At 69.5% G+C, this 23,240-nt stretch carries 17 protein-coding genes and 3 pseudogenes; 10 read left to right on the forward strand and 10 right to left on the reverse strand.

Annotated elements, in window-relative coordinates; all coding sequences use genetic code 11:
• Positions 1-40: 40 nt before the first annotated feature.
• The gene (locus tag AWZ10_RS42460) at positions 41-706 is read right to left on the reverse strand and encodes a DUF4389 domain-containing protein (RefSeq protein WP_046707250.1); all 666 of its coding nucleotides are present in this window, start codon (positions 704-706) and stop codon (positions 41-43) included.
• Between the two features lie 320 nt (positions 707-1,026).
• On the opposite strand from AWZ10_RS42460, the gene AWZ10_RS42465 reads away from it, so the two are divergent.
• A complete protein-coding gene (locus AWZ10_RS42465) occupies positions 1,027-1,434 on the forward strand; it encodes a hypothetical protein (RefSeq protein WP_060893797.1) in 408 nt (135 codons plus the stop codon).
• 669 nt (positions 1,435-2,103) lie between these two features.
• Here AWZ10_RS42465 and AWZ10_RS42475 read toward each other — a convergent pair.
• A pseudogene (locus AWZ10_RS42475) lies at positions 2,104-2,401 on the reverse strand (dihydrofolate reductase family protein); the annotation flags it as partial.
• Positions 2,397-2,492, reverse strand: a pseudogene (locus AWZ10_RS54745) (IS21-like element helper ATPase IstB); the annotation flags it as partial. The pseudogenes AWZ10_RS42475 and AWZ10_RS54745, both read right to left, overlap by 5 nt.
• Positions 2,493-2,603: 111 nt before the next feature.
• Between AWZ10_RS54745 and AWZ10_RS42480 the strand changes: the two are divergent.
• Positions 2,604-3,197 carry a TetR/AcrR family transcriptional regulator gene (locus tag AWZ10_RS42480; RefSeq protein ID WP_060893798.1) on the forward strand — a complete coding sequence of 198 codons (594 nt, stop codon included), beginning with the start codon at positions 2,604-2,606 and terminating at the stop codon, positions 3,195-3,197.
• A gap of 399 nt (positions 3,198-3,596) precedes the next feature.
• On the opposite strand, the gene AWZ10_RS42485 is transcribed toward AWZ10_RS42480, so the two are convergent.
• From AWZ10_RS42485 to AWZ10_RS42500, 4 genes are all read right to left on the reverse strand, one after another.
• On the reverse strand, positions 3,597-4,364 hold the full coding sequence (locus tag AWZ10_RS42485; RefSeq protein ID WP_060893799.1) for an SDR family NAD(P)-dependent oxidoreductase: 768 nt from the start codon (positions 4,362-4,364) through the stop codon (positions 3,597-3,599).
• A gap of 90 nt (positions 4,365-4,454) precedes the next feature.
• Positions 4,455-4,961: an SMP-30/gluconolactonase/LRE family protein gene (locus AWZ10_RS42490; RefSeq protein ID WP_060893800.1), complete on the reverse strand. Its 507-nt coding sequence runs from the start codon at positions 4,959-4,961 to the stop codon at positions 4,455-4,457.
• A 174-nt stretch (positions 4,962-5,135) separates the two neighbouring features.
• Positions 5,136-5,948 carry a class II aldolase/adducin family protein gene (locus AWZ10_RS42495; protein ID WP_107417611.1) on the reverse strand — a complete coding sequence of 271 codons (813 nt, stop codon included), beginning with the start codon at positions 5,946-5,948 and terminating at the stop codon, positions 5,136-5,138.
• A 48-nt stretch (positions 5,949-5,996) separates the two neighbouring features.
• Entirely contained in the window at positions 5,997-7,562 is a 1,566-nt protein-coding gene (locus tag AWZ10_RS42500) for an aldehyde dehydrogenase family protein (RefSeq protein ID WP_079104670.1), read from the reverse strand.
• 141 nt (positions 7,563-7,703) lie between these two features.
• Here AWZ10_RS42500 and AWZ10_RS42505 point away from each other — a divergent pair, with 141 nt between their 5' ends.
• From AWZ10_RS42505 to AWZ10_RS42520, 4 genes and pseudogenes are all read left to right on the forward strand, one after another.
• A complete protein-coding gene (locus AWZ10_RS42505) occupies positions 7,704-8,675 on the forward strand; it encodes an SMP-30/gluconolactonase/LRE family protein (RefSeq protein WP_060893801.1) in 972 nt (323 codons plus the stop codon).
• Between the two features lie 96 nt (positions 8,676-8,771).
• The gene (locus tag AWZ10_RS42510; RefSeq protein WP_060893802.1) at positions 8,772-9,623 is read left to right on the forward strand and encodes an SDR family NAD(P)-dependent oxidoreductase; all 852 of its coding nucleotides are present in this window, start codon (positions 8,772-8,774) and stop codon (positions 9,621-9,623) included.
• A gap of 20 nt (positions 9,624-9,643) precedes the next feature.
• Positions 9,644-10,891, forward strand: a complete 1,248-nt coding sequence (locus AWZ10_RS42515) for an amino acid deaminase/aldolase (RefSeq protein ID WP_079104675.1) — start codon at positions 9,644-9,646, stop codon at positions 10,889-10,891.
• A 245-nt stretch (positions 10,892-11,136) separates the two neighbouring features.
• Positions 11,137-11,784 (forward strand): annotated as a pseudogene (locus tag AWZ10_RS42520) (RNA-guided endonuclease TnpB family protein); the annotation flags it as partial.
• Between the two features lie 220 nt (positions 11,785-12,004).
• On the opposite strand, the gene AWZ10_RS42530 reads toward AWZ10_RS42520, so the two are convergent.
• Positions 12,005-13,117 (reverse strand): Lrp/AsnC family transcriptional regulator, encoded by a 1,113-nt coding sequence (locus AWZ10_RS42530; protein ID WP_244172748.1) that lies wholly within the window; start codon positions 13,115-13,117, stop codon positions 12,005-12,007.
• A gap of 128 nt (positions 13,118-13,245) precedes the next feature.
• Between AWZ10_RS42530 and AWZ10_RS42535 the strand changes: the two genes are divergently transcribed.
• The 3 genes from AWZ10_RS42535 to AWZ10_RS42545 all read left to right on the forward strand — a co-directional run bounded on the left by AWZ10_RS42535 (position 13,246) and on the right by AWZ10_RS42545 (position 15,754).
• Entirely contained in the window at positions 13,246-14,403 is a 1,158-nt protein-coding gene (locus AWZ10_RS42535) for an alpha-hydroxy-acid oxidizing protein (RefSeq protein WP_060893803.1), read from the forward strand.
• A 159-nt stretch (positions 14,404-14,562) separates the two neighbouring features.
• Positions 14,563-14,886 carry an AraC family transcriptional regulator ligand-binding domain-containing protein gene (locus tag AWZ10_RS42540; protein ID WP_060893804.1) on the forward strand — a complete coding sequence of 108 codons (324 nt, stop codon included), beginning with the start codon at positions 14,563-14,565 and terminating at the stop codon, positions 14,884-14,886.
• 412 nt (positions 14,887-15,298) lie between these two features.
• Positions 15,299-15,754: a DDE transposase family protein gene (locus AWZ10_RS42545; RefSeq protein WP_060893805.1), complete on the forward strand. Its 456-nt coding sequence runs from the start codon at positions 15,299-15,301 to the stop codon at positions 15,752-15,754.
• Between the two features lie 185 nt (positions 15,755-15,939).
• Here AWZ10_RS42545 and AWZ10_RS42550 read toward each other — a convergent pair whose 3' ends face one another.
• Positions 15,940-17,703: a hydroxysqualene dehydroxylase gene (locus AWZ10_RS42550; RefSeq protein ID WP_060893818.1), complete on the reverse strand. Its 1,764-nt coding sequence runs from the start codon at positions 17,701-17,703 to the stop codon at positions 15,940-15,942.
• A gap of 749 nt (positions 17,704-18,452) precedes the next feature.
• Positions 18,453-20,861: an Orn/Lys/Arg family decarboxylase gene (locus AWZ10_RS42555; RefSeq protein ID WP_046707014.1), complete on the reverse strand. Its 2,409-nt coding sequence runs from the start codon at positions 20,859-20,861 to the stop codon at positions 18,453-18,455.
• An 804-nt stretch (positions 20,862-21,665) separates the two neighbouring features.
• Here AWZ10_RS42555 and AWZ10_RS42560 point away from each other — a divergent pair.
• The gene (locus AWZ10_RS42560) at positions 21,666-23,060 is read left to right on the forward strand and encodes a M1 family metallopeptidase (RefSeq protein WP_060893819.1); all 1,395 of its coding nucleotides are present in this window, start codon (positions 21,666-21,668) and stop codon (positions 23,058-23,060) included.
• Positions 23,061-23,240 lie beyond the last annotated feature (180 nt).

A 23,240-nucleotide genomic window follows, 5' to 3' on the forward strand; every position in this document is an offset into this window, starting at 1 on the left:
GCATACGCGGGTCACGGCGACAGCGATGCCGGTTCGGGGGTCATGACGGCTTCTCCGCAGCCCTTGGCTCGGTGCCGCCCATGTCGAGCCGGAACGGCGGATACGTGTCCGTCATCAGACAGGCGTAGGCGGAGACCCGCAGCACCCACCGGTTGAGGCCGAGGATCAGGTCGAACAGATCCGTGGGGTACTTCTCGGTGAAGGCCATGGTCACGGCGGCGATCAACACCAGTACGGCGACGAGTCCACCGTTCCACCAGCCGACGTGCCAGCCGCCGACGAAGAAGCCGATGACGATGTAGTGCGGGATGGCCAGCAGCCACCACTTCACCAGGACCAGGCCCCGGGAGAGGCGCTCGGGGTAGTCGATGTCCAGCCGTGCCGGGTAGTCGGGTTCCGCTCCCAGACTGAACGGCGGGTACCGGTCCGTTCCCAGGGCGCCATACGAGTAGTAGGCGACGCGCCACGTCCAGCGCAGCACCCCCAGGTTGAAGTCGAACAGGGCGCGTGGATAGCGCTCGGTGAACAGGATGCCGAAGAACGCGATCACGCTCACCACGACGAACGCGATCCAGAGGAAGAACAGCACCACGTAGTGGGGGATGACCAGGATCCACTTCACCAGCCACAGCCAGCGGGACAACGGTGCGTCGAGCACCGCGTTCACCCGGACGGGGCGGTCCGGTACACCTGTCACAGTCGTCATGTCGATCAACTCCTTCGGCCCATGGCGCTGCCCGCAGGAAGGGGCCTATGACCAGCGTGACCACAGAGCGGGCATGGCCGCGAGGGCAGACCGGTGCCGCCCTGGGGCCGCCGGTCCCGCCCGACCGGCCCCTCAAGGCGCTCGGGGCGTTCGCGGGGCCGTAGGACGACGGCCCAGGGCGTGGAGACCGAGAGCACGGCCGCAGCGCCGCCGCCGACATCGTCCCCACCAGCACCGGTGGCGCCCGCGGGGTCGGCCTCGCCTTCTACGGCACCTGCCGCGACGGCTACGCCGAGGCCGGGCAGAACCCGGATGCGCTGGTGGCGGCCGTCCGCGACGCGCGTGGCGCGACACGATCGCGCGGCTCGCTCCAGGAGACGGCCGTAGCGGCGGGACGCGCCGCCGCGCCCGAGAGCTTCCGAGTCCTGCTGCACGCGGACCCGGTGCCCCAGCTCTGCGGGGCGAACCCGGGCGTCGGCCCCGAACACCTCCTGGGCGTGGCCGACGGCGTCGTCGTCCCGTGCCCGGACGGACCGGGGCTGCTGCCCGCCTTCGCGGGGGCCGGGGCGGAAGGCGCCGTGCCGACCCCCGACTTCGGCATGGTGTCGGGGATCGGCTGCAGCCCGGTCATCCTTGCCGGTCACCCTTGCCGGGGACGCGGGACGCGGGCCGGGCGGCGGAGCTGGGGACTACGGAACTCGGGCTGTATCAAGCGGGTTGGCGTCTGACCAGGACCTGAAGGCGGACGGGGAGGTGTTGACGGCGGTGGGGTGAACCGTCGGGTTCACCCCACCGCACACGGGCCGGGCCGCGCTGTCGGCTCAACAGGCGATGACGTACCAGACCGGGGTCCAGAACACGTCATTCCTGTCGGGCGCGTCGATGGAGAACATCCAGGCACCGTTCACGTCGTAGAAGTGCGCCCTGGTGCCCGGCGTCTGGTTGTTGTGGAGGGAGCCCCAGCCCACGAGGTTGGGCAGGGTGTACGTCGTGCTGCACGTGGTGTAGTCGAATCTGTTGCCGTTCCCGCCCTTCCCGCACACGTAGTAGTACGCGCAGTTCAGCGAGGCGGCGAGCGAGCCGGACCCGGCCGCTTCGGGTACGACGGCGTTCTTCATCTGGGCAGCCGTCAGTGACGGCTGCCGGGCCTCCTCGGAGGTGAGGATGCCGGTGCGGCCGTTGGCGCTGTCGGTGTGGGCGTTGGCTGTACCGTTGAGCCCGACCGTCGAGATCGCGATCGCCGCTGCCGCGAACAGTGCCGCGGCCAACTTGCGTAGTGCCATGAGAAATCCCCTCCCTGTGCCCGTCAACTCGCGCTCCAGGTGCAGCGGTCGGCGGTTCTTCACCTTCGAACACTGGAGCCGAACAAACAACCCTGAACACATGACGCAGGGGTTCTGGTTGACGGAGGTCGCGCCGCCGAGGACCGTGACTTCGCCGGCGTCGGCCGTCGCGCGGGCCTGGTCCAGTGCGGAGGCGATTCCGCCGGTGACGAAGTGGTAGGTGGTGCCGCCGTCCATCGGCTGCGGCTCGCGCGGGTGGTGGGTGAGGACGAACACCGGCGCGTGGAACGGCGGATCGTCGCCCACCAGCCGTTCCACCGCCGGTCCCACTCACTGCGCACCGGACCGAACAGGTGCGCCCCATGCCGAAGGCCCCGGCGATGTTCAGGCGGTCGATCTCCGCCCGGGGCTCGGGCGCGGGAGAGGCGGTAGGACTCGGTTCCGGTCTCGATCAAGTTGCCGCCGAAGGACAGCAGGTCCACGACGGCCGCGCAGAGCCGGGGACCATGTCAAGCGTCTTGGACGATCGACTCACATCTGTTGGGCCGGGCACCTGCCCACCGCTATCCTGGCGGGCGAACCCGCAGGTGAAGAGAGGAGTGCGCGTGCCCCGCATGGCGGCGAGCGACAGGAGGGCCGAGCTCCTCGAAGCGGCGATCCGGGTCATGACACGGGACGGCGTGGCCAAGGCCACCACCCGCGCGATCGTGAACGAGGCCGGCATGCCCCTCGGGGTGTTCCACTACTGCTTCGACTCCAGGGAGCAGCTGCTCGAAGTCGTCACGCAGACGCTCACCGAGCGGTACGTCGCGGAGGCCCGCGGTCTTTTCACGCCGCACCGGGAGATCCGCGACAGCATCCTCGACAGTCTGCACGCGTTCTGGAGCGGGTTCGAGGCGAACCCGCGGGAACACCAGATCAGCTACGAGCTCACGCAGTACGCGCTGCGCAATCCCGGCTTCGAGAACGTGGCCAGACGGCAGTACGCGATCTTCCTGAGCGCGTTCGCCTCCCTGCTCGAACTGGCCGCCGACAACGCCGGGATCGAGTGGACGGTGCCTGTACCGGTGCTCGCGCGGTACGTGCAGTCGACCATCGACGGCCTCAACATCACCTGGCTCGTCGACCGCAACAGCGATGACAGCCGGGCGGCCCTCGAACTGCTCGCCGATCACCTCCTCCAGCACACCCAACCCCGGGAGGCCTGAGCACGGCGGAGCGCACCAGCTCATCCCGCGGTGCCGGACGTGCCTGGCTCGGACCACACGTCGGTCGCGGCGACGCCGAGTGACCTGCCGCGCGGGTCGAGGACTCGGCCGAGGAGGCGCAAGGTCACCTCGTCCATGGGACGGCGGGGCGTCGCGAACCCGCCGCGGGCACGCGGCGGACGACGGCCTGCGCCCCGCAGAGCCGTCTGCCCGGCGGGACCGTGCAGTGACGTCGGGCGGCGGTGAGGCACTCGCACTCCCGCCGCCGCGTGGGTTGCTTCGTCGCGTATCGAGTCAGGTGCCTGGGCGCCCTCGGCGCCCGGTATGTCCCGGACGCGGAGGGCGTCGATGTCTGCAGCGGTGCAGCGGTGCACAGCGATGCAGCGGAGGAACGCTCCGTCAGTAGGCCAGTCTCCGCAGTATCAGGGAGGCGAGCGGCGTCGGCAGCGTACGCAGGGTACGGACCAGGGCCGCGGTGGGCCAGGGAAAGTACGCCTGGGCCGGCTCCTTCTCCAGGGCGCGTATGACATGCCGTGCCCCGCGCTCCTCGGTGATCTCGAACGGTTTGGGCAGCCCGTCCTCGCTGATGCGTGCTGTGGCGACGAAGCCCGGATGGATGGTGGTGAACCGGATTCCGCGGGGCCCGAGTTCCACGCGCGCCGCGTCCAGGAGGGTGCGTGCGGCGGCCTTGGCGGCCGAGTACGGGCCCTGGCGGGGAATTCCCATGAGCCCCGCGAGGGAGTTGGTGTGGGCGATCAGGCCGCCGTCGGGCTGCCGCAGCATCTGTTCGGTCAGGGGAATGAGGTAGTTGACGACGACGTCGTAGTTCAACGCCATGATGCGTGAGACATCGGCGACGGAGACCTGGTCCATGGCCATGTCCGGGCCGTCCCCGGCGTTGAGCAGCGCGATGTCGACGGACCCGAACTCCCTGGTGGCGGCCGCCACCACGTCGGCCGCCTCCCGAGGGTCGAGGGCGTCGGCGGCGATGTCCAGACAGTCGCTGCCCGCGGCCCGTACCTGCTCCGCGAGCCTGGCCAGTTCGGGGGCGCGCCGGGCCGTTATGACCAACCGGTTCCTGCCGGGGGCGAGTTGGCGCGCCACTTCCGCGCCGATGCCCGCGGACGCGCCGACGATCAGGATCGTACGGTCGGTGATCCTTGCCATGGTGTTCCTGTTCTCGAAGGTACGGTGAGCGTCGCGGAACGCGAGACGCGGGAGAAGGGGAAGCGGGCGGGGGAGTGCCCGGGTTCGTGGTCAGGACGGCAGCACGTACGCCTCGATCCGTGAAGCGTTGAGCTCCCGCGCGCGCGGCGGGTCGTCGGTCGCAATGGTCGCCGCGTACAGGGTGTCACCCTTGGGGCCCGCGATCAGGCAGCTGAGCGTGCGTTGGCTGGTCGCGACGCGGTCCAGGATGGGGCCGCCGGGTCCGACCCGGACGCATTCGCCGCGCAGCGCGTTGGCGACCCAGGCCGTACCGTCCCTGCCCGGGGCGATGCCGTCGGGTGCGATGGGGCTGCTGGAGCGGTCGGCGATGGCCTGGTGGTCGAGCAGGGCCGAGACGCGCCGGGCGATGCTGCCGACGAGTCCCGGGTGGGTGACCGCCTTCCACAGCCAGGGCTCGATCAAGGGGGCCCAGGGGCGGGGCGGCCCCAGTCGGCCGTCGGCCAGTACCGGCAGCGCCACGAGCCTCATCGCCATTGTCTCGGCGGCCAGCAGCGTCCGGCCGTCGTCGATCGGGCAGAAGCCGTTGGCGAACGCCAACGGCTCGCTGAGGCCGATGAGTTCACGTTCTGGACCTTACCGGCAGGCACCTGGAGACCCTCGCGTTGAGCCGTGCGGATGCGCTTTCGGCCTGAGTCGGACCGGTAGTACGGAGTGCCCCGGTCGGTCAGGCTGTCGAGCCCGCCCGCCCACCCGGCGTTCCAGGCCCGTCCGTCAGTCGAACAGATCCGGTTCCTGCTGCGTGATCTGGTCCCACATCGGGCGGAACTGGAACCAGCCCGCGAGAGGACCGGAGGTCTGCTCCCGCACCGTCCGTGCCGTGTCCGGGTCGATCAGCCTGGGTGTCCCCGCGGCCATGGCCAGCAGTTGGGCATGGCAGGAGCGTTCCATGGTGACGAAGTACCAGGCGGCCTCGGCGACGGACGCTCCGACGGTGAGCAGCCCGTGGTTCTGCAGGACGACCGCCTTGCCGGAGCCCAGCGCCACGCCGATCCGGCGTCCCTCCTCGGTGTCGTTCACGACGCCGAGGTAGTCGGTGTACAGCCCGTGGTCGTCGTAGAAGGCGCAGGCGTCCTGTGTGATCGGGTCCAGCGGGATGCCGAGGCTGGAGAACGCCTTGCCGTGCAGGGAGTGGGTGTGCGCGGCCGCGACCACGTCGGGGCGGGCGCGGTGGACCTCGGAGTGGATGCAGAACGCGGCATTGTTGACGGGCCGTTTCCCCTCCAGCAGGGTCCCGTCGTGGTCGACGAGGATGAGGTCGGAGACCCGGATCTGTCCGAAGGACATCCCGAAAGGATTGACCCAGAAGGCCGAGGGGTGTTCCGGGTCGCGCGCGGTGATGTGTCCCGCGACCCCCTCGGAGAAGCCGAAGCGGGCGAACAGCCGGAAAGCGGCGGCCAGTTCCTGCTTGCGGATCAGGCGTTCCTCCTCGACCGTCGGGTTCTGCGGCGGCATCGGCAGCGTGACGCCTTCGGGCATGTGGCCGACCGAGTCGTGCTGTATCGGGGTATCGGTGGTCAGGGACATGGGTTCATACCTTTCGGTTGTGGTGCGGGTGTCCGGCTCGGAACCGGTTCACTTGTTCGTGAAGGTCGTCGCGGAGGACTTCGCGAAAGGTGACCGCCTGCCGTACATCGCGGTCACCAGGCGCAGGATGAAGCGGTAGGACGAGGGATCGAACGGCAGCATGTGCGGGTCGCGGCGCAGCGGGAACCGGTTCACTGAGACCGCGCGGAGCCGGGTGTACTTGCGGATGCCCTCCGCGCCGTGCCGGACGCCGAGCCCGGATCCCTTCCAGCCGCCCATGGGCAGACCGAACGCCATGTAGTTGGACTGGACGTCGTTGACGGTGACGCAGCCGACCTCCAGCCGCTCGGCCAGCCTGCGGGCCCGGGCGGTGTCCCTGCCGACGATGGTGGCCTGCAGGCCGTACGTGCTGTCGTTGGCGAGGCGTACCGCCTCCTCCGCGTCGGCCACCTTCATCACGGGCAGCGTGGGGCCGAAGGTCTCCTCACGCATGCAAGCCATCGAGTGGTCGACGTCGACGAGCAGCGTGGGCTCGAAGAACCGGCCCGGGCCGGACGCCGGGTGCCCGCCGACGAGCACCCGGGCGCCACGCTCGACCGCGTCCGTCACGTGGTCCGTCACGACGTCCAGTTGGGCCGGGAAGGTCAGGGCGCCCACGTCGGTGCTACCGGGCCCGGCCGGCCTGCCCTGGGTGACCTCCGCGAACCGCTCGCGCAGCCGGGCGATGAACCTCTCGTACACCGGGGCCTCGACGTAGCAGCGCTCGACCGAGGTGCACATCTGGCCGCCGTTGACGAGGGCACCGTGCAGCGCGACGTTGACGGCGCGTTCGACGTCGGCGTCCGCGAGGACGATCAGGGCGTCCTTGCCGCCGAGTTCGAGTGAGCAGGGCACGAGCCGCTCCCCGGCCCGCGCCGCGACCGCCCGCCCGGTCCTCGTCGAGCCGGTGAACATCACGAAGTCGACGGTGTCCACGACGGCCCGTCCGGTGGCGCCGGCGCCCGTGACGACCTGGAACACGTCCTCGGGCCAGCCGCACTCGCGGGTCAACCGCTCCATGAGGAGCGCGGTCAGCGGTGTGCACTCGGACGGCTTGATGACGACGGTGTTGCCGGCGGCGAGCGCCGGGATGGCGTCGCCGAACGAGTTGATCAGCGGGTTGTTCCACGGCCCGATGACGCCCACCACGCCGAGCGGCACCCGCTGCGTGTACATGCGGCGCCCCAGAACCAGCGGGGACAGTGAGCGGACCCTGGTCTCGGCGAGCAGGCGCGGGGACTGTCTGGCCCAGTGGGCGAAGGCGCCGACGCAGTAGACCACCTCGATGACCGCGTCCTCCTCCGCCTTGCCGTTCTCGGCGACGATCGAGTCCACGATTTCCTGACGATGACTCAGCATCCAGTGGCGGGCGCGCGTGAACAGACGCGAACGGGTGTCGGCGCTCAGATGCGCCCAACCCGGCTGGGCGCGCCTCGCGCGCTCGACGGCCGCGGCGACCTGCTCCGCGGAGGTGTCCGCGACGCTGCCGATCACTTCTCCGGTGGCGGGATTGTCCACAGCGATGCCCGCACCCGATGCGGCACCGGCGTCACTGATGGTTGAGGACTCGGTCACGGAATCTCCTGCGGGGCGTTGACTTCGGTTCGACCAGAGTGAGACGGTCAAGCGTACAAGTCAAGCGTCTAGGACGCTTGACCAACTTCCTTCCCCCCCCCTGGCGATCAACGCCCAGACACCCGTTGGGAGCGGTCCGCAATGAAGCGGAAAGCGAAGACAGTCCTTGGTGGACTCGGGGTTCCCGAGTCGCTGCGCTGGCATGAAGGGGCCCTGTGGTTCTCGGACCTCGCCCACGGCACGGTGCACCGGTGGGACGGGGCAGGGCGTCTGGACACGGTCTGCGAGGTGCCGGGGCGGGCCGGCGGCCTCGGTTGGCTCCCGGACGGGCGCCTGCTCGTCGTCTCCATGGACGGAGGCTGCGTCTACCGGCTCGAACCCGACGGCGAACTGGTCGAGCACGCGGACCTGCGGAAGATCGCAGGCGGCCCGGTCAACGACATGCTGGTAGACGCACAGGGGCGGGCGTACGTCGGCAACTTCGGCTTCGACTACTACACGTTCGACCGCGAGAACCCGAACTCCCAGCTCTACGAGCCGCCCGGCCCTCCGAAGGCGCCCATCACCTGCTTCGGCCCCGACGGGGACCTGCTCGGCCTCTCCGAACCGGTGCTGTTCCCCAACGGGCTGCTGCTGAGCCAGGACGGGGCGACACTCATAGCGGCGGAGACGCTCGGCCTGCGCATCACCGCGTTCCCCGTACGGCCGGACGGCACGCTCGGCGCGCCGCGCGCGTGGGGCTCGCTGGTCTCGCCCCTGCTGTGGCGGCTGGTCAACGACGGGGGACCGGCCGGGCGGGTCACCCGGAAGATCTCCGCCCTGCTGGACCATCCCTGGATCGCCAAGCGCTCCGCCTCACCGATCGCCCCGGACGGACTCGCCTGGGACCGGGACGGCCGAACCGTCTGGGCCGCAAACGCCCTGCGCGGCGAATGCGTCCGCGTGGCGGAGGGAGGACAGATCCTCGACCGCGTGGCCACCAGCCAGTACACGCTCAGCTGTCTGGTGGCCGGTGATGACGGCCGCACCTTGTTCGCGGCGACCGTCCCGACCGACGACCCCGTGCACGCCGCCGAACTCAATGACGGCCACATCGAGGTGTTCCCACTATGAACCGCGACGTTTCAGCCGAGCCGGAAGGTAAAGGTCGTGTTCCAGCCATTTCTGAACAATTGACTTGGACTAGCGTCCAAGAGAAAGTCTGAGGCCATGAACAAGCAACCCCCGCACGACCGCGTCGTCCTCGTGACCGGCGCGGCGGCAGGAATCGGCGCCGCCATCGCCGACGCCGCGGTCGGCGCCGGCCACCGTGTGCTGCTGACCGACGTCGACGAGACAGCCGCACAGGCCACCGCAGCCCGCCTCGGCAAGCGGGCCGCGGCCTTCCGCCTCGACATCCGGGACCCGGAGGGCTGGACCAAGGCGTTCGACGCGGCCGAGGCCGAGTTCGGACCCGTCGACATCCTGGTCAACAACGCCGGCATCATCACCACCGGCAAGACCCGGGACCTGAGCCTGGAACAGCACCGCGCCATGGTCGAAGTCAATCTCCTCGGCACCATGACCGGCGTGTACACGGCCATCCCGAGGATGACCGAGCGCGGCAGCGGCCACATCGTCACGATCTGCAGCATGAGCTCGTTCCTGGCCCTGCCCGGGTACGCCACCTACGGCGGCACCAAGCACGGACTGCGGGCCTTCCACCACGCCGTCGCGCTGGAGGAGCGGCACGGCCCACTGGACTTCACGATCATCCACCCGGCGGCCACCCGTACCGAGATGCTCGACCAGGAGCTCAACGACCCGACAGCGATCACCGCGTTCGCCGAGAAGTCGGTCCCGCCCGCGGAGGTCGCGAAGGTCGTCGTCGAGTCGTTCCGCACCAGGCCGACCGAAGTGGTCTTCCCGACCCTCGCCGGCCGTGTCCAGCAGGTCGCGGGTGCGGTCCCGCAGCTCATCCGCCTGCTCGTGCCCATCATCGAAGCCAAAGGGCGGCGCGAGCGCGACCGTCTCCTGCGTGCCGGCCGCACCCGGCTGTCGGACCCGTCCGGAGGTGCGTGATGACGATCGAGGAGGACCGCATGAGCACATCTGCGATATCCGCGCCCGACCAGGTGCCGGCCGCCGTCAGCGGGCTGAGCGAGGTCCGGATGACCCAGCTCGCCAAGGCGACCGCGCACCTGGAACCCCCTTTCGCCGTGGTCGACCTGGACGCCTTCGACCTCAACGCCGCTGACATGGCCCGCCGTACGGGCGGCAACGCCACCATCCGCCTCGCCAGCAAGTCCGTGCGCAGCCGCGACCTGATCCGGCGCGCGGCCGAGCGACCGCGCTACCACGGCATCCTCGCCTTCACCCTGCCCGAGGCCCTGTGGCTGTCCGCAGAGCACGACGACGTGGTCATCGGCTACCCGACCACCGACCAGCAAGCGCTGCGGCTGCTCGCCGCGGACGAGCGCGCCGCCGAACGCGTCACCCTCATGATCGACTCGGTCGGCCATCTGGATCTCGTCGACGAGGCCGTGGGCCCGAAGCGCCCCGACCTCAGGGTGTGTATCGACCTGGACGCCTCGCTCGAACTGTTCGGCGGGCGCGTCCACCTGGGCCCGTACCGCTCACCCGTACACACCCCCCGCCAGGCAGCGGACCTGGCCCGCGCCGTCACCGAGCGGCCCGGCTTCCGGCTCGTGGGCGTCATGTCGTACGAGGGCCAGATCGCCGGCCTGGGAGACAAGCCGCCCGGCTCGCCCGTACAGGGTGTGCTGCGCCGGACCATGCAGCGCCTGTCGGCCCGCGAACTCGCCGAACGCCGGGCCGCCGCCATCGGCGCCGTCGAGAACGTCGCACCACTGGAGTTCGTCAACGGCGGAGGCACCGGAACCGTCGAACAGACCGCCGCCGAGCACGTCATCACCGAGATAGGGGCGGGATCGGGGCTCTACGGACCCGGGCTGTTCGACCACTACCGCCGCTTCCGGCCTCGCGCCGCCGCGTTCTTCGTCATGCCCGTCGTACGCCGCCCCACGGCGAAGATCGCCACTCTGCTCGGCGGCGGCTGGATCGCCTCGGGGCCGGTCGGCGCCGACCGCCTGCCGACCCTCAGCTGGCCCCACGGTCTGAAGCTGACCCCGCTCGAAGCCGCCGGAGAGGTGCAGACCCCCGTACGGGGCGACGCCGCGCCCGGCCTGCGGCTCGGCGACCACGTATGGCTGCGCCACGCCAAAGCCGGCGAGCTGTGCGAACGCGTCAACACCCTCCACCTGGTGTCCGGCTCCGAGGTCGTCGGCCAGGTGCCCACCTACCGAGGCGAGGGACACGCGTTCCTCTGAATCCCCACTGTGCCGCCACCCCCCACTCGCCCTTCTGGCCGAACCCACCTCCGGAGGCCGGATTGTCTGCCGAGTTCACGTCACCCGCACCCGCACCCGCACCCGCACCCGCACCCGCACCCGCACCCGCACCCGCACCCGCACCCGTGGTCGCGGCAGCACCCGTGGGTGTCATCGCGGACGGACCCACCGAGCCCGTGTCCCGTCGTTGGACGTTCGTCTACAGCCTGGTCTGGTTCGGCACGGTCGGCATCGACCTGGGTCTCACCCACTTCGCGGTCCTCGACGACGGCCCCGTGATCGACAGCCCTCGGTTTCTGCGCCGCGCGGAGAAGAAACTGAAGAAAGCGCAGCGCGAGCTGTCCCGCAAACAGAAGGGATCGAACAACCGGGAGAAGGCCCGCCTGAAGGCCGCCCGCGCCCACGCGCAAGTGGCCGACGCCCGCCGCGAGTTCCACCACCAGCTCTCCCCGAAGCTGATCCGCGACAACCAAGCGATCGGTGTGGAGGACCTGGCGGCCAAAGGACTGGCACGCACCAGGCTGGCGAAGAGTGTGCATGACGCGGGCTGGGCGCAGTTCGTGCACATGCTGGAGTGCAAAGCGGTCAGGTACGGCCGGACCCTGGTGAAAATCGGCCGGTTCGAGCCGACCAGCCACGTCGGTGCGGCGTGCGGGGCGAAGGACGGCCCCAAGCCCCTGCACATCCGGACCTGGACCTGTGTCGCCTGCGGTGTGGTCCACGACCGGGACCACAATGCCGCGAAGAACGTGAGAACGGCCGCCGGACTGGCGGTGACAGCCTGTGGAGCGCAGGTCAGACCGGGACTCGTCCCGGCACAGCGCGACGAAGCAGGAAGCCACGGATTCCCGTCCGAAGACTGCGCCGCGTAGCGGCACAGCAACGGATGGGAAGGCCAGAATCATCGGGCTTCAGCCCGAGGAGCAAGTCAATGGATGGCCAACCTCATCACCCTGCAACTGCTGATCCCCCAGCAGTTGCAGGAGAACGACCCGGCCCACAAGGTCACCGACCTCCAGTTCGGCCCTGCGGGCCGCGATCAGCGTACAAAGGTCCGGTTCCGCGTCCTGGGCCCCCCGATCCGCTGTGGAGCTACGCACCGTTCGGTGCTTCAGGGCCCCCGAGAGGTCCATGACGGTCATCGGCTCTCCGGAGATGCCGTTCGCTTGACGGATCCGGCTCGCTCCACAGGTCCGGCGCTACGACACCAACGGAGCGGCCGTGCCGGTCAAGGACGCGCCCGAGGAGTTTGTCGTGGCGGAGTGTGATGGTCCTTTCGGCGATGACGAGGCTGGGGTGAGCGCGGGCGAGATGGGTCTCGAGGCGGAGCACGTCACTTACCGAGTGAAGGCTGGCCTGAATGATCAGGTTGTGGGTGCCGCTGATCGCCGCGCAGTTGCGGGTCTCGGGGAGGCGGACGAGAGCGTGGCCGATGTCGGACAGGTCGCCCGCGGGTGCTGTCGCCCAGAGCGTGACGGCGACGGGCCAGCCGCCCAGGGGTCGGGCGAAATCGCAACGGAAGCGGAGCAGGCGCAGGCGTACCAGCTGGTCGATGCGCCGCTTGACGCTGTAGCCGCTGGTGCCCAGGGCTTCGGCCAGGAAGCGGTGGGAGGCTCGCCCGTCGTGGGACAGGTGACCGAGAAGCGCGCGGTCGTGTGAGGTGATTTCGTACTGTCCGCGGGCAGGGGCGGCGGGCCTTGGCGCGGGGGCGTCGATCAGCTGCGTTCGCTGGTCCGACGCGAGCGCGTCAATGCGCCAGTGGCCACCCTCGGTGAACATGTGCGTGACGATCCGGGTGCGGACTGCCGCGATACCCGGGATGGACGCGAGGCCGTCGAGGGCGTAGCGGGACATGGCAGCCAGGTCTCGGGTGGCCACGGTCGCGAGGACGCGGTGGGTGTCAGCCGACCGTTCGATGGTGATCACATGCGGGTGGCTCTCCAGGGTGCGCGCCACCTGGGCGCTCGTGCCGGCCGTGCAGTCGATATCGACGAAGGCGACACAGATCTGGTCGAACAGCCTGGCACCGGGCGAGACGCTGACCCAGGCCTCGCCGCGGTCGCTCAGACGGTTGAACCGGCGGGCCACGGTGACCGGATCCACCCCAAGAGTGCGACCCAGGTCGGTCCACGAGGCCCGGGGCCGCAACTGCAGGGCATGGATGAGTGCGAGATCGTCCTCGCTCAGCAGGGGGGTGTTCGCCACTTCCATATCCTGCGTTCTCCCGTGCATGGGCAGCGAAATCCTGCACCCAGGGCGGCTGGGCTGCTCAGTGTCGCATTCTGGGCGTTCCAAAGCGGACCCAGGTGGTTTGTGATCGAAGGGGTGGTGTCATGGCGTTCGCCGACTACCAGAACGAGATCTATCTCAACGGGCTGGGCGGGGTGCTGCCGACCTTGCCCATGGACTTCGCTGAGCTGGAGAGAAGGGCGGAGGCAGCGCTGCCGCCGTCGGTGTGGTCCTACGTCGCAGGTGGCGCGGGAGACGAGCGCACCCAGCGGGCCAATGTCACCGCCTTCGACCGATGGGGGCTGGTCCCGCGCATGTTCGTTGGCACTGTCGAGCGGGATCTGACAGTCGAGCTGCTGGGGATGACCCTGCCGTCGCCGGTGTTCCTCGCCCCGATCGGAATGATCGGCATATGCGCGCAGGACGGCCACGGCGACCTGGCCACGGCCCGCGCCGCCGCACGTACCGGCGTCCCCATGGTCGCCTCCACTCTCTCGGTCGATCCGTTGGAGCGGGTGGCGGATCAACTCGGCGACACACCGGGCTTCTTCCAGCTCTACACACCCACCGACCGGGACCTTGCCGAAAGCCTTGTCCGCCGCGCCGAACGAGCGGGGTTCAAGGGCATCGTCGTCACCCTCGACACCTGGATCAACGGCTGGCGCCCCCGAGACCTGGCCACGTCCAACTTCCCACAGCTGCGCGGCCACGCTCTGGCCAACTACACCAGCGACCCGGTCTTCCGCGCCGCCTTGCGGCGCCCGCCCGAGGAGGACCTGCAGGCCGCGATCCTGCACTGGACCCAGATCTTCGGCAACCCGCTCACCTGGAACGACCTGGACTGGCTGCGCTCCCTCACCACTCTGCCGCTGATCGTCAAAGGCATCTGCCACCCCGAGGACGCCCGCCGCGCCAAGGATGCCGGGGTGGACGGAATCTACTGTTCCAACCACGGCGGCCGACAGGCCAACGGCGGCCTCCCCGCTCTCAACGCTCTGCCCGGCGTCGTCGAAGCCGCCGAAGGGCTACCGGTCCTGTTCGACTCCGGCATCCGCAGCGGCGCCGACATCATCAAGGCACTCGCCCTGGGTGCGACCGCCGTCGGGATCGGCCGCCCCTACGCGCACGGGTGTGCGCTGGCCGGCACGGACGGCATCGTCCATGTGCTGCGCGCGCTGCTGGCCGAAGCCGATCTGATCATGGCCGTCGACGGATACCCCACGCTCAAGCACCTCGTCCCCGAAGCGCTTCAGCCCGTCTGAGCGCGCGCCTGCCCGACGTCGGCGACGGGGCAGCCGGCCGGCCCGGGGCGGGAGCGCATGGCGTCCCGGGCCGAACAGGCGACTTCAGCTGGTCGGGTTCCTCCCGGGCATGCGGTGTCAAAGTGGTTGTGTCAGATCAAAGAGGACGGCGGAGCGCGGATGTCTTTCGCCGTGGGCCCGGTTGCCTTTTCGGGAACCAGTCGTAGTACGTCGGCGACGATCCAGCCGAATATCCTGCACTACCTCGCCTACCTCGCCTACCTCGCCTCCGTCGCCGAGGAGCGCGGCGTCGATCTCCGGCACGTGCTGGAGCAGGTCGGGCTGGACGAGACGGTCATGTGCTCGGCGGCTCTGCGGGTCTCCTATCGGCAGGGCAGTACGGTGATCCGCCGTGCGCTGGAACTCACCGGGGACACGCGCCTGGGGATGAGGGTGGGAGCGGTGCAGCACCGACGGCTTGGGGTCTGCTCGGCTTCGCCCTGATGGCCAGCGACACACTGCAGCACGCCCGGCGGTCCGGCCGACCTGATGGGATCCGATCCGACTGGGGCGGACACCCTCGCGTCGGACGGCAAGGGCGCCCGCGGCTCGCGCCACGGTGAGATCCGGCCGCCCATCTGCTGGCCGCGGTCACCGGGCGACGGCCTGGCCGTCACCCTGCTGCGAGTCCCCGGCAAGACGAATGAAATCACCGGCCTCGACGCCCTGTTGGCGCCCTGCACTGCCAGCGCGATCACGCACGGTTCCTCGCCGAGGAGAAGAAGGCGCACTACGTCTTCACCGTGAAGCGCAACCAGAAGAACCCGCACCGCCAACTCGCCGCCCTGTCCTGGCAGAAGGCGAGCGCGAAGTTCTACGACCGTACCGACGCACACGGACGCCTGGAAACCGCGTAGTGCAGACCCTGACCATCACCGACCTCGGCGTCGGCTTCCCCCTCGCGGTCCAGGTCGCGAAGATCGTCCGGCACCGCACCCAGCGCACGACAGGCAAGCACAGCCGCGAGACGGTCTACGTCATCACGGACCTGACCAGCCGCGAAGCCTCCCCCAAGCGCATCGCGAAGATCGTCCGCTCACAGTGGATCACCGAGAACCGGCTCCACTTCGTCCGCGTCTCCACCTTCGCTCAGGACGCCTCCACGGTCCGCACCGGACACCGCCCAGACAACAAGGCCACCCTCCGCAGCTTCGCCATCAACACACTGCGAGCCGCCGGCCACGAACATCGCGGTCGGCCTCCGCGAGATGTCCTACGACAGCTTCCGCCGACCACTGGACCTCCTCGAACTATCCTGACCAGCACTCACGCAGGATCAAAAGACCTTGCAACAGCCCTGGCGGACGGCTGACTTGGCGCCATGGTGCGAGAGCGCTGCTGGACTCGCGGACGTGGTCGGTGGCCCGGGCGGACGTGATTCTCTTGACCGCCCTCCGCCCTCCGCCCTCCGCCCTCCGCCCTCCGCCCTCCGCAGCCCGTCCGCGTCCGTCCGTCCGTGAACAATCCCCGCGCTGGGGAAGGGATTGAGTAATGCGGTCAACCGAGGTCGAAGAGATTCGGCAGGCGGAGGAGGTATCGGGTGCGGTCGTGGCGTTTGAGTGCCTCGAACTCGGGGGCCCGATACAGGGGTGTGATGGTGCATCGTTCGGCGGCCGAACCGATCTCGTCCAGCAGGGCGTTGACGGCCTGCCGCGCCGAGGTGTTGGCGCCTTCCATGGTGGCCAGATCGATGGGCACGGCCACATAGTCGCCGGACAGGAAGAGGTTGGGGATCTTCGTGGCCGACCGTGGTCGGTGGTGGAAGGTTCCCGTCGGGTGGATGAGCAGCTGTTCCTCGTTGGCCGGGTTCGGAGTGCCGAGTCCGGTCACGGCCGGATCGAGGAACCAGGAGTGCAGCACGGAGTCCTTCAGTACCGTACGGCCGCTGTCGTTCAGCGCCGCCTTCAACTGCGCCCACACTTCGCGGGCGACTTCGGCGCGGGTGCACTGCTTGGCCGTCTTGCCGTACAGGATGCCCGGCTGGTCCCACTCGGACACGTCGACGGACAGACAGTCCCTGACCGTGCCGTCACCGAAATCGGCAGGGAAGTCGTGGCCCGGCCAGTGCTGGGCCTGGGCGATCGCGGTCAGCGACCAGGGAGAGTCGATGAGGTCGAGATGGCCGTGCAGGATCGGCGTACGTTCGGTCAGATAGAACTGAATGCCGGTCATCCAGTCCGTCTCCAACCGGTCGCACTTGGCCAGTTGGGGATCGGCGGCGCGCACGGCGGAGTTCCAGGTGCGGCGGGCGTGTTCGACAGGCATGGCCGAGATGTAGTGGTCGGCGGTGACGGTCCGGCGGGCACCCTCCGGATCCTCCATGACGGCCCCGCCGATCCGGCCCGCGTCCAGGGTCAGGTCCCGTACGGTCCAGCCGATGTGGAACTCGACCCCGAGTGACTTCAGATAGGTCACCCAGGGGTCGATCCAGGCCTCGTTGGTGGGCGCGTTGAGGATCCGGTCCAGCGGTCCGTCCGCGCCCCGCCCCAGGACGTTGAAGGCGAACGCCTCCAGCAGGGTGCCGACCGTACGGGTGCTGGCATTCTCCGCCTTGGTGGCCACGATGTTGCGGGTGATGCCGACGGCGAGGATCCGTTGGTAGTCGTACGACATCCGCCCGGCCCGTACGAACTCCCACCACGGCGTCTGCTCCCAGGTGTCGTCACGGCGTTCGTCGCAGCTGGTGAGGAAGACGAGGAGGCGGTTGGCGAAGTAGAGGGCCTCGTGGAGGGGGAGGTTGAAGGCGGTGTCCAGGACGGAGGTGAGGGCCCGGCGGATTTCGTCGGGGGTGAGTTGGGCCGGGGTGCTGTCGGGCCAGGGAAGTGGGATCCGGATGTCCTCGCGGCCGCCCGAGCGGGCGAACAGCATCTCCTTGGGGGCGACGAGGTTGTCGTGGACGCCGTTGGGGTTGCCGGGGAAGGGGATGCGCCGCATGGTGTCGGGCAGGTTGTGATAGATCCCCGGGATGAAGCGGAAGCCGTGCTCTCCGGGCAGGGGATCGCGCCCGCCCGTGCCGCTGTCCGGCACGTCCATGCTGCGGGCCTTGCCGCCCAAGGCCTTGCGTTCGTAGACCGTGACCCGGAAGCCGCGTTCGGCGAGTTCGTGCGCCGCCGTGAGCCCGGCGACGCCCCCGCCCAGTACGGCCACGGTCTGTGGGGCGGCGCCGCTCCGGGCCGCGGCCTGCTGGGGCGTTCCGAGAGCGACCCCGCTGCCGGCGGCCGCGGCTGTTCCCAGGAACCCTCTGCGTGTGGTGCCGCTCATCGCCATCCCTTACCTTCGGTAACCGTTGGCGCACGAGGATAGGAGCGACGCACCGATCTCGGAAGGCGACCGACGGAGCGTGGGTCACTTTGGCTTGATGCCGCATCACCTCGACGTCACCCGAGGGCGAGAGGTAAAGGTATTTCTGGTCTGATCTAATCCGATCTAATTGGATCTAATCCGATCTGGTCCGATCTGGTCCAACTGGGGCCGGTCGCCTGCCGGAAGGCGGGGAGGCTTTTTGGCACGTCTCGCAAGGCACCTCGGCTCAAAGGCTGTTCTGGCGCCGGGCCGGGCGTCGAAGCAGTGGGCTGGACGGCGGCAGGTGGGGCAGCGGTGACGCGGGAACGTGCCGGTTGTCCGCCTGGAGCGGGTGGGACGCCAATGGTCCGTCGGCCCAGGCCCGCCCCCGGGCCGGCGAAGCGGATTGCGTTGTGAGCGTGGATCCAGGCCTGCCCCCAGTGCTCGGTCAGCCGCGCCTGTCTTCGCACATGCGGCATCCGCTACACGATCTTGGAGAAGCGGGACCGCAAGACGGCACGCCTGCGCCGGGGTTCACGCGACGGACGGTCGCCGGGCTTCGACAGGGGCTGGTGCAGGGACCGCAGCACAGTGGAGCGGGCCACCGGCAAGCAGGGGCAATTCAGAGCCGTGGCCACCCGCTATGACGGCGCGGAAGCATCTACCTCCGCACCGTCACCGCCGCCGCACTCGAGCCTCCACCGATCCGATCCGGAGCGGTTCACCCGTCAGGACAGCTCATGGGCTTCCTTCGGATGCATGCGTTGGGCCGGCGTGACGGCGCGGCGTTCCTGTCCGGCAGCGCTTGCTCTTTCGCCTTCGCCGGCTGTCGGTCGCATGCATTCGATGAGGTAGTCGCCGGTGTCGGGATCGAGGGTCACGCCGTGGGTTTCGCTGCGGAATCCGGGGAAGCGGCGGTCGAAGGATTCGAGGGCGGTGAGGTAGCGCAGCAGCGGGCCCTCGGGGGATCCGACGCTCTCGCCGGGCATGAGGACGGGGATGCCGGGCGGGGTGACGGTGATCATGGCGGCGGCCACCTGGCCCGGCGCCTCGGCCAACCGTACGCGGTGGGTGCCACCGCGGATCAGGCGCTGATAGCACAGCTGCGGTGGAGCGACCGGTTCCGGCAGCTGCTGGAAGGCAGTGTCCAGCAGGTCGACGAGGCGGACTGAGCGCAGGTGGTCGTGCATGTCCTGGCACAACTCGCGCAGGGTTTGACCGGCGTATCGCCTGGGGTGCTCGGCGACCAGCGCGGGCAGGACCTGGTCCAGGGGGGCGTCCTCGTCGTAGAGGGCCTTGAAGTCCATGAGGGCGTCGAGGAGGGTGCCCCATTTGCCCTTGGTGATGCCCATGGAGAACAGGACGAGCGTCGTATAGCTGTCGGTCTTCTCCACGACGATGTGTCGGGTGGCCAGGTACGCGGTGAGCACTCGTGCCGGGATGCCCCAGTCGCCGGTCGCGCCGGTCGCGTCGATGCCCGGGCAGGTCAGGGTGACTTTGATCGGGTCGAGCATGCAGTAGCCGTCGGTCAGTCCCGGGAAGCCGTGCCAGGCCGCGCCGGGCTCCAGATGCCAGCATGTCGGCTCGGTGCGCAGCAGGTCAGCCGGGGTCTCGTCGAACGGCAGTCGGGTGCCGGTGGCCGGGTCGGTGACCGTCTCGGGTTGCCACACGCCGAAGAACCATGGCGGTCGGTCGCCGGCCTCCTCGATACGGCGCCGGATGCGGACCATCTCCTGGCGGAAGCGGACCGCCTCGGTCACGGCCTCGTCGATCAGCCAGCGGCCTTGCGGCCCGTCCATCATCGCTGTGGCCACGTCCAACGAAGCGATCATCGGATAGAGCGGGGACGTGGTGCCGTGCATCATCAGCGCCTCGTTGAACCGGTCGTGTTCGACGGGCGCCCTCGGGGAGGGCTTGACGTGAACCATCGCGCTCTGGGAGAGCGCGGCCAGCAGTTTGTGGGTGGACTGGGTCGCGAAGACCGTCGGCCGGTCCGGGCCGGGGAAGGTGTCCTCGTCCACCGACATGCCGTACCGGCCCCTGTAGAGCGGGTGGAAGCGGGCGTACGCGAACCATGCCTCGTCGAAGTGCAGCCGGGGTGTGCTCTTGGCGAACGCCTCTGCCGCCATCGGAGCGTCGTAACACAGGCCGTCGTAGGTGGAGTTGGTGAAGACGGCGTACTGAGGGTGGGGCGACACGGCATCCTGGGTCAGCGGGTTCGCGGCGATCCGGGCCGCGACGGAGTCCGCCGCGAGTTCCGCCGGGGGCAGCGGCCCGGCCAAGCCGTAGCCGTTGCGGGTGGGGATCAGGTAGACCGGGCGGGCGCCGGAGACCACCAGCCCGTGCAGCACCGACTTGTGGCAGTTGCGGTCCACCAGCGCGATCTCGTCGCGGGTGACGCTGAAGTGGCCGACCACTCGGTTGCAGGTGGAATCCCCGTGCAGCACGAAGTAGGTGAGGCCGGCTCCGAAGACCCGGGCGGCGTTGCGCTCCGCTTCGCCGATCGGGCCGGTGTGTTCGAACAGTGAGCCGAGTTCCCCCACGGAGATCGACAGGTCGCTGCGCAACAGCCGCTCCCCGAAGTAGTCGTGGAAGGCCCGGCCCGCAGGTGACTTCAGCAAGGCGACACCGCCCGAGTGGGCCGGGGTGTGCCAGGAGTACTCGTGCGCGTCGTCGAAGCGGCGCAGCGCCCGGAAGAAGGGCGGCAGAACGGCATCCTGGTACGCGCGCGCGGCCGTGGTGATCCGGCCCGCGATGAACCCGGGAGTGTCTTCAAGCGGCCACACATAGCCCACGACAGACTCCGACACCCACAGCGGCAGATCCTGTACACCGTCTTCGGCCATGACCAGGAAGACCGGCAGTTTCTGAAACCGCCGACCGATGGAGCGCAGCACCGCGGCGCCACCGGGCTCTCCGTCCGCACCTCCCCGGCCCGGAAGTTCCCAGGCGACCAGTGCCGCGGTCAGCCCCGCCTCCGTCCGCAGTACAGCCTCGGCATCCGCGACGCCTACCGCCCATCGGACGTCGAACCCCCGCTTCTCGATCGCCTCACCGATGCGTACCAACTGCTCGGCACCGGCACCCTCATCCTGTGGACGTTCCCGCACCGCGACCAAAATCCGGCTGTCCGCCATGAGACCCCTCCCGGCGGCCCACGCCGCTCCCGCTCAGTCTCCGAGCGGACCGGCCGAGCCCGCAGCTTCACGGCCGTAAACCACCCGCAGGACGGACCCCCATGTTCACCCGCCCCGGCGATGTCCTCTCCGACACGGCACCCGCGTACGACAACACCACCTGGTCCGCCACCCAGAAGCCCGCCAAGGGCGAAGCCCGGTGGACGGGCCGGGCGGGCGCCAGGGGTACGGCGGCGACGGCCAGCCGCTGTGGCAGTGGACGGCCGTCACCGCGGACGACACGCTCGGCCGCCCGGTACCCGGTTGCGCAAGGTCTCCGGGGTGTCTCCCGGAGCAGTCCCAACCGACCTGATCGTCGCTCCCGGGCGGGACCCGTACAGCGCGACCGCGTTCGCCTTGACTCGGCGGGACAGCGTTTCATGACTGCGAGATGTCCGTTCTCGGATCCTCAAGATTCAGTGTCTCGTATGTCCAAGATCAAGGGTCAAGGCCGGTGTGCCTCGGCTTGATGCAGGGCCGACTCGGCTGAGGCAGACCGAAGCGGTCCGGTGCCTCGCGACGAGGGTCGGCCTTCGGGTTCGGGCCTGCTTCTCGAGCCCACCGATCAGCCTTCCGGTCGCGACCTGCTGGGCGAGCGTGGGCACCATTGGCACCATGGCCCAGGCGTGCAGCTGTGCGCGGAGGAGTCCGCGAGGACCCGCGCCCGCCGGCCGACACACCTTCACGCTCCGCATGAAACCACGCCCAAGTCGGCTTCCTACACGACGAGTTGTGGCAGTATCCAATGGCATGTCGCTGTCGGTCATGTGGTCGCCCAAGTCCGGTCGTCGTCTGACGGGTGTCCTGCTCGTGGTGCTCGTGCTGCTCGCGCAGCTCGCCGCGGTGGGCCCCGGTGCGCACGATGCCGGCGCGGCGGCCGGGCCGGGAGCGGCCGGGGTCGCGACGCCGGATCTGGCTGGCTACGACGTGTCCCTGCGCTCCGACACCGACGGCAGTCACTGGACGGGACGGCAGCGGGTGTCGTTCCGCAACGCCTCCCGTCAGCCGCTGCGTGAGGTGTACCTGCGTCTGTGGGGCAACGGTGAGGACCAGTGCGGCACGCCCGGTGCGCCTTCCCCCGTGGCCGTGTCGAACGTCGACGGTGGCACGCCGGACCGACTCTCCGTGCAGTGCACGGCCCTGCGCATCGCCCTGCCCAGGCCGCTCGGGCGCGGCGAGCGGACGTCTGTCGCCTTCGATGTCTCCCTCACCGTGCCCGACCGCACTGCGCGCTTCGGCCGCGAGGGCGCCTACCGCTTCCTCGGCAACGCACTGCCGGTGCTCGCCGTGCACGACGCGCAGGGGTGGCACCTCGACCCGTACGTGGCGTTCGGAGAGAGCTTCTACGCGCTGACGAGTGACTTCCGGGTCCGCCTCGACCACCCGTCAGCCCTGAAGGTGCCCGCGACCGGTCGCACTCGTGCCCTGCCCGGTGGCCGCGGCCGTACGGTCACGCTGAGCGTCGCGCACCGCGTGCGGGACTTCGCGTGGGCGGCGGGCCCGTTCCGCACGGCGACGCAGACCACGCCCGGGGGCGTACGCGTGAAGTCGTACTGGGCGATCGGCACACCTGCCGAGGGGGTACGCCTCAACCGTTCGGACGCCGTCGCCGCGATCGACCGCTTCGGCAGGGAGTTCGGCCGCTACCCGTACGGCGAGATCGATCTCGTGATGACCAGCCGATTCGGCGGCGGCATGGAATATCCGGGCCTGGTCCTGGTCGGCACCACCGAGGAGGGCGGTGCCGTCGTCCACGAGGTGGCGCACCAGTGGTGGTACGGCATCGTCGGCAACGACGAGTACACCTCGCCGTGGCTGGACGAGAGCTTCGCCCAGTACGCCAACGCCCGTTTCTACGGGTGGGAGACCCGCGACTGCTGGTCGGATGTCCACTGGCCCGACGACAGCGCCGTGCTGACCGGCTCGATGGGCTACTGGTCCCAGCACCGCGGTGACTACCACCTCCTCTACACGGCCGGGCCCTGCGCCCTGGCCGACCTGGAACGCACCCTCGGCGCCGGAATTATGGCCCTGGTCCTGAAGCGGTACGCCCAGGATCACTGGTACGGCGTCTCCACCACGGCCGCCTTCAAGAAGGCCGCACAGGCGGCGACGGACGAGGACCTCGGCCCGTTCTGGGAAACCCACCGCATCCGGTGACGGTGCATCCCGGTGCCTGTCGGGTCGCCGGCCTCGGAGGCGACGAGGTCCGGCCCGCAGAACCGTCCCTGCGACGCTCTCGCCGGCAGGTCGAACACCCGGTTGCAGGCGTACCGCTGCGGCAGAGGCGAGCCGAGGGCCCTACGCCGCTTCGTGCCGTACCTCAAAGAAGGCAGCACA

Source organism: Streptomyces europaeiscabiei, assembly GCF_001550375.1.
Classification (GTDB): Bacteria; Actinomycetota; Actinomycetes; order Streptomycetales; family Streptomycetaceae; genus Streptomyces; species Streptomyces europaeiscabiei.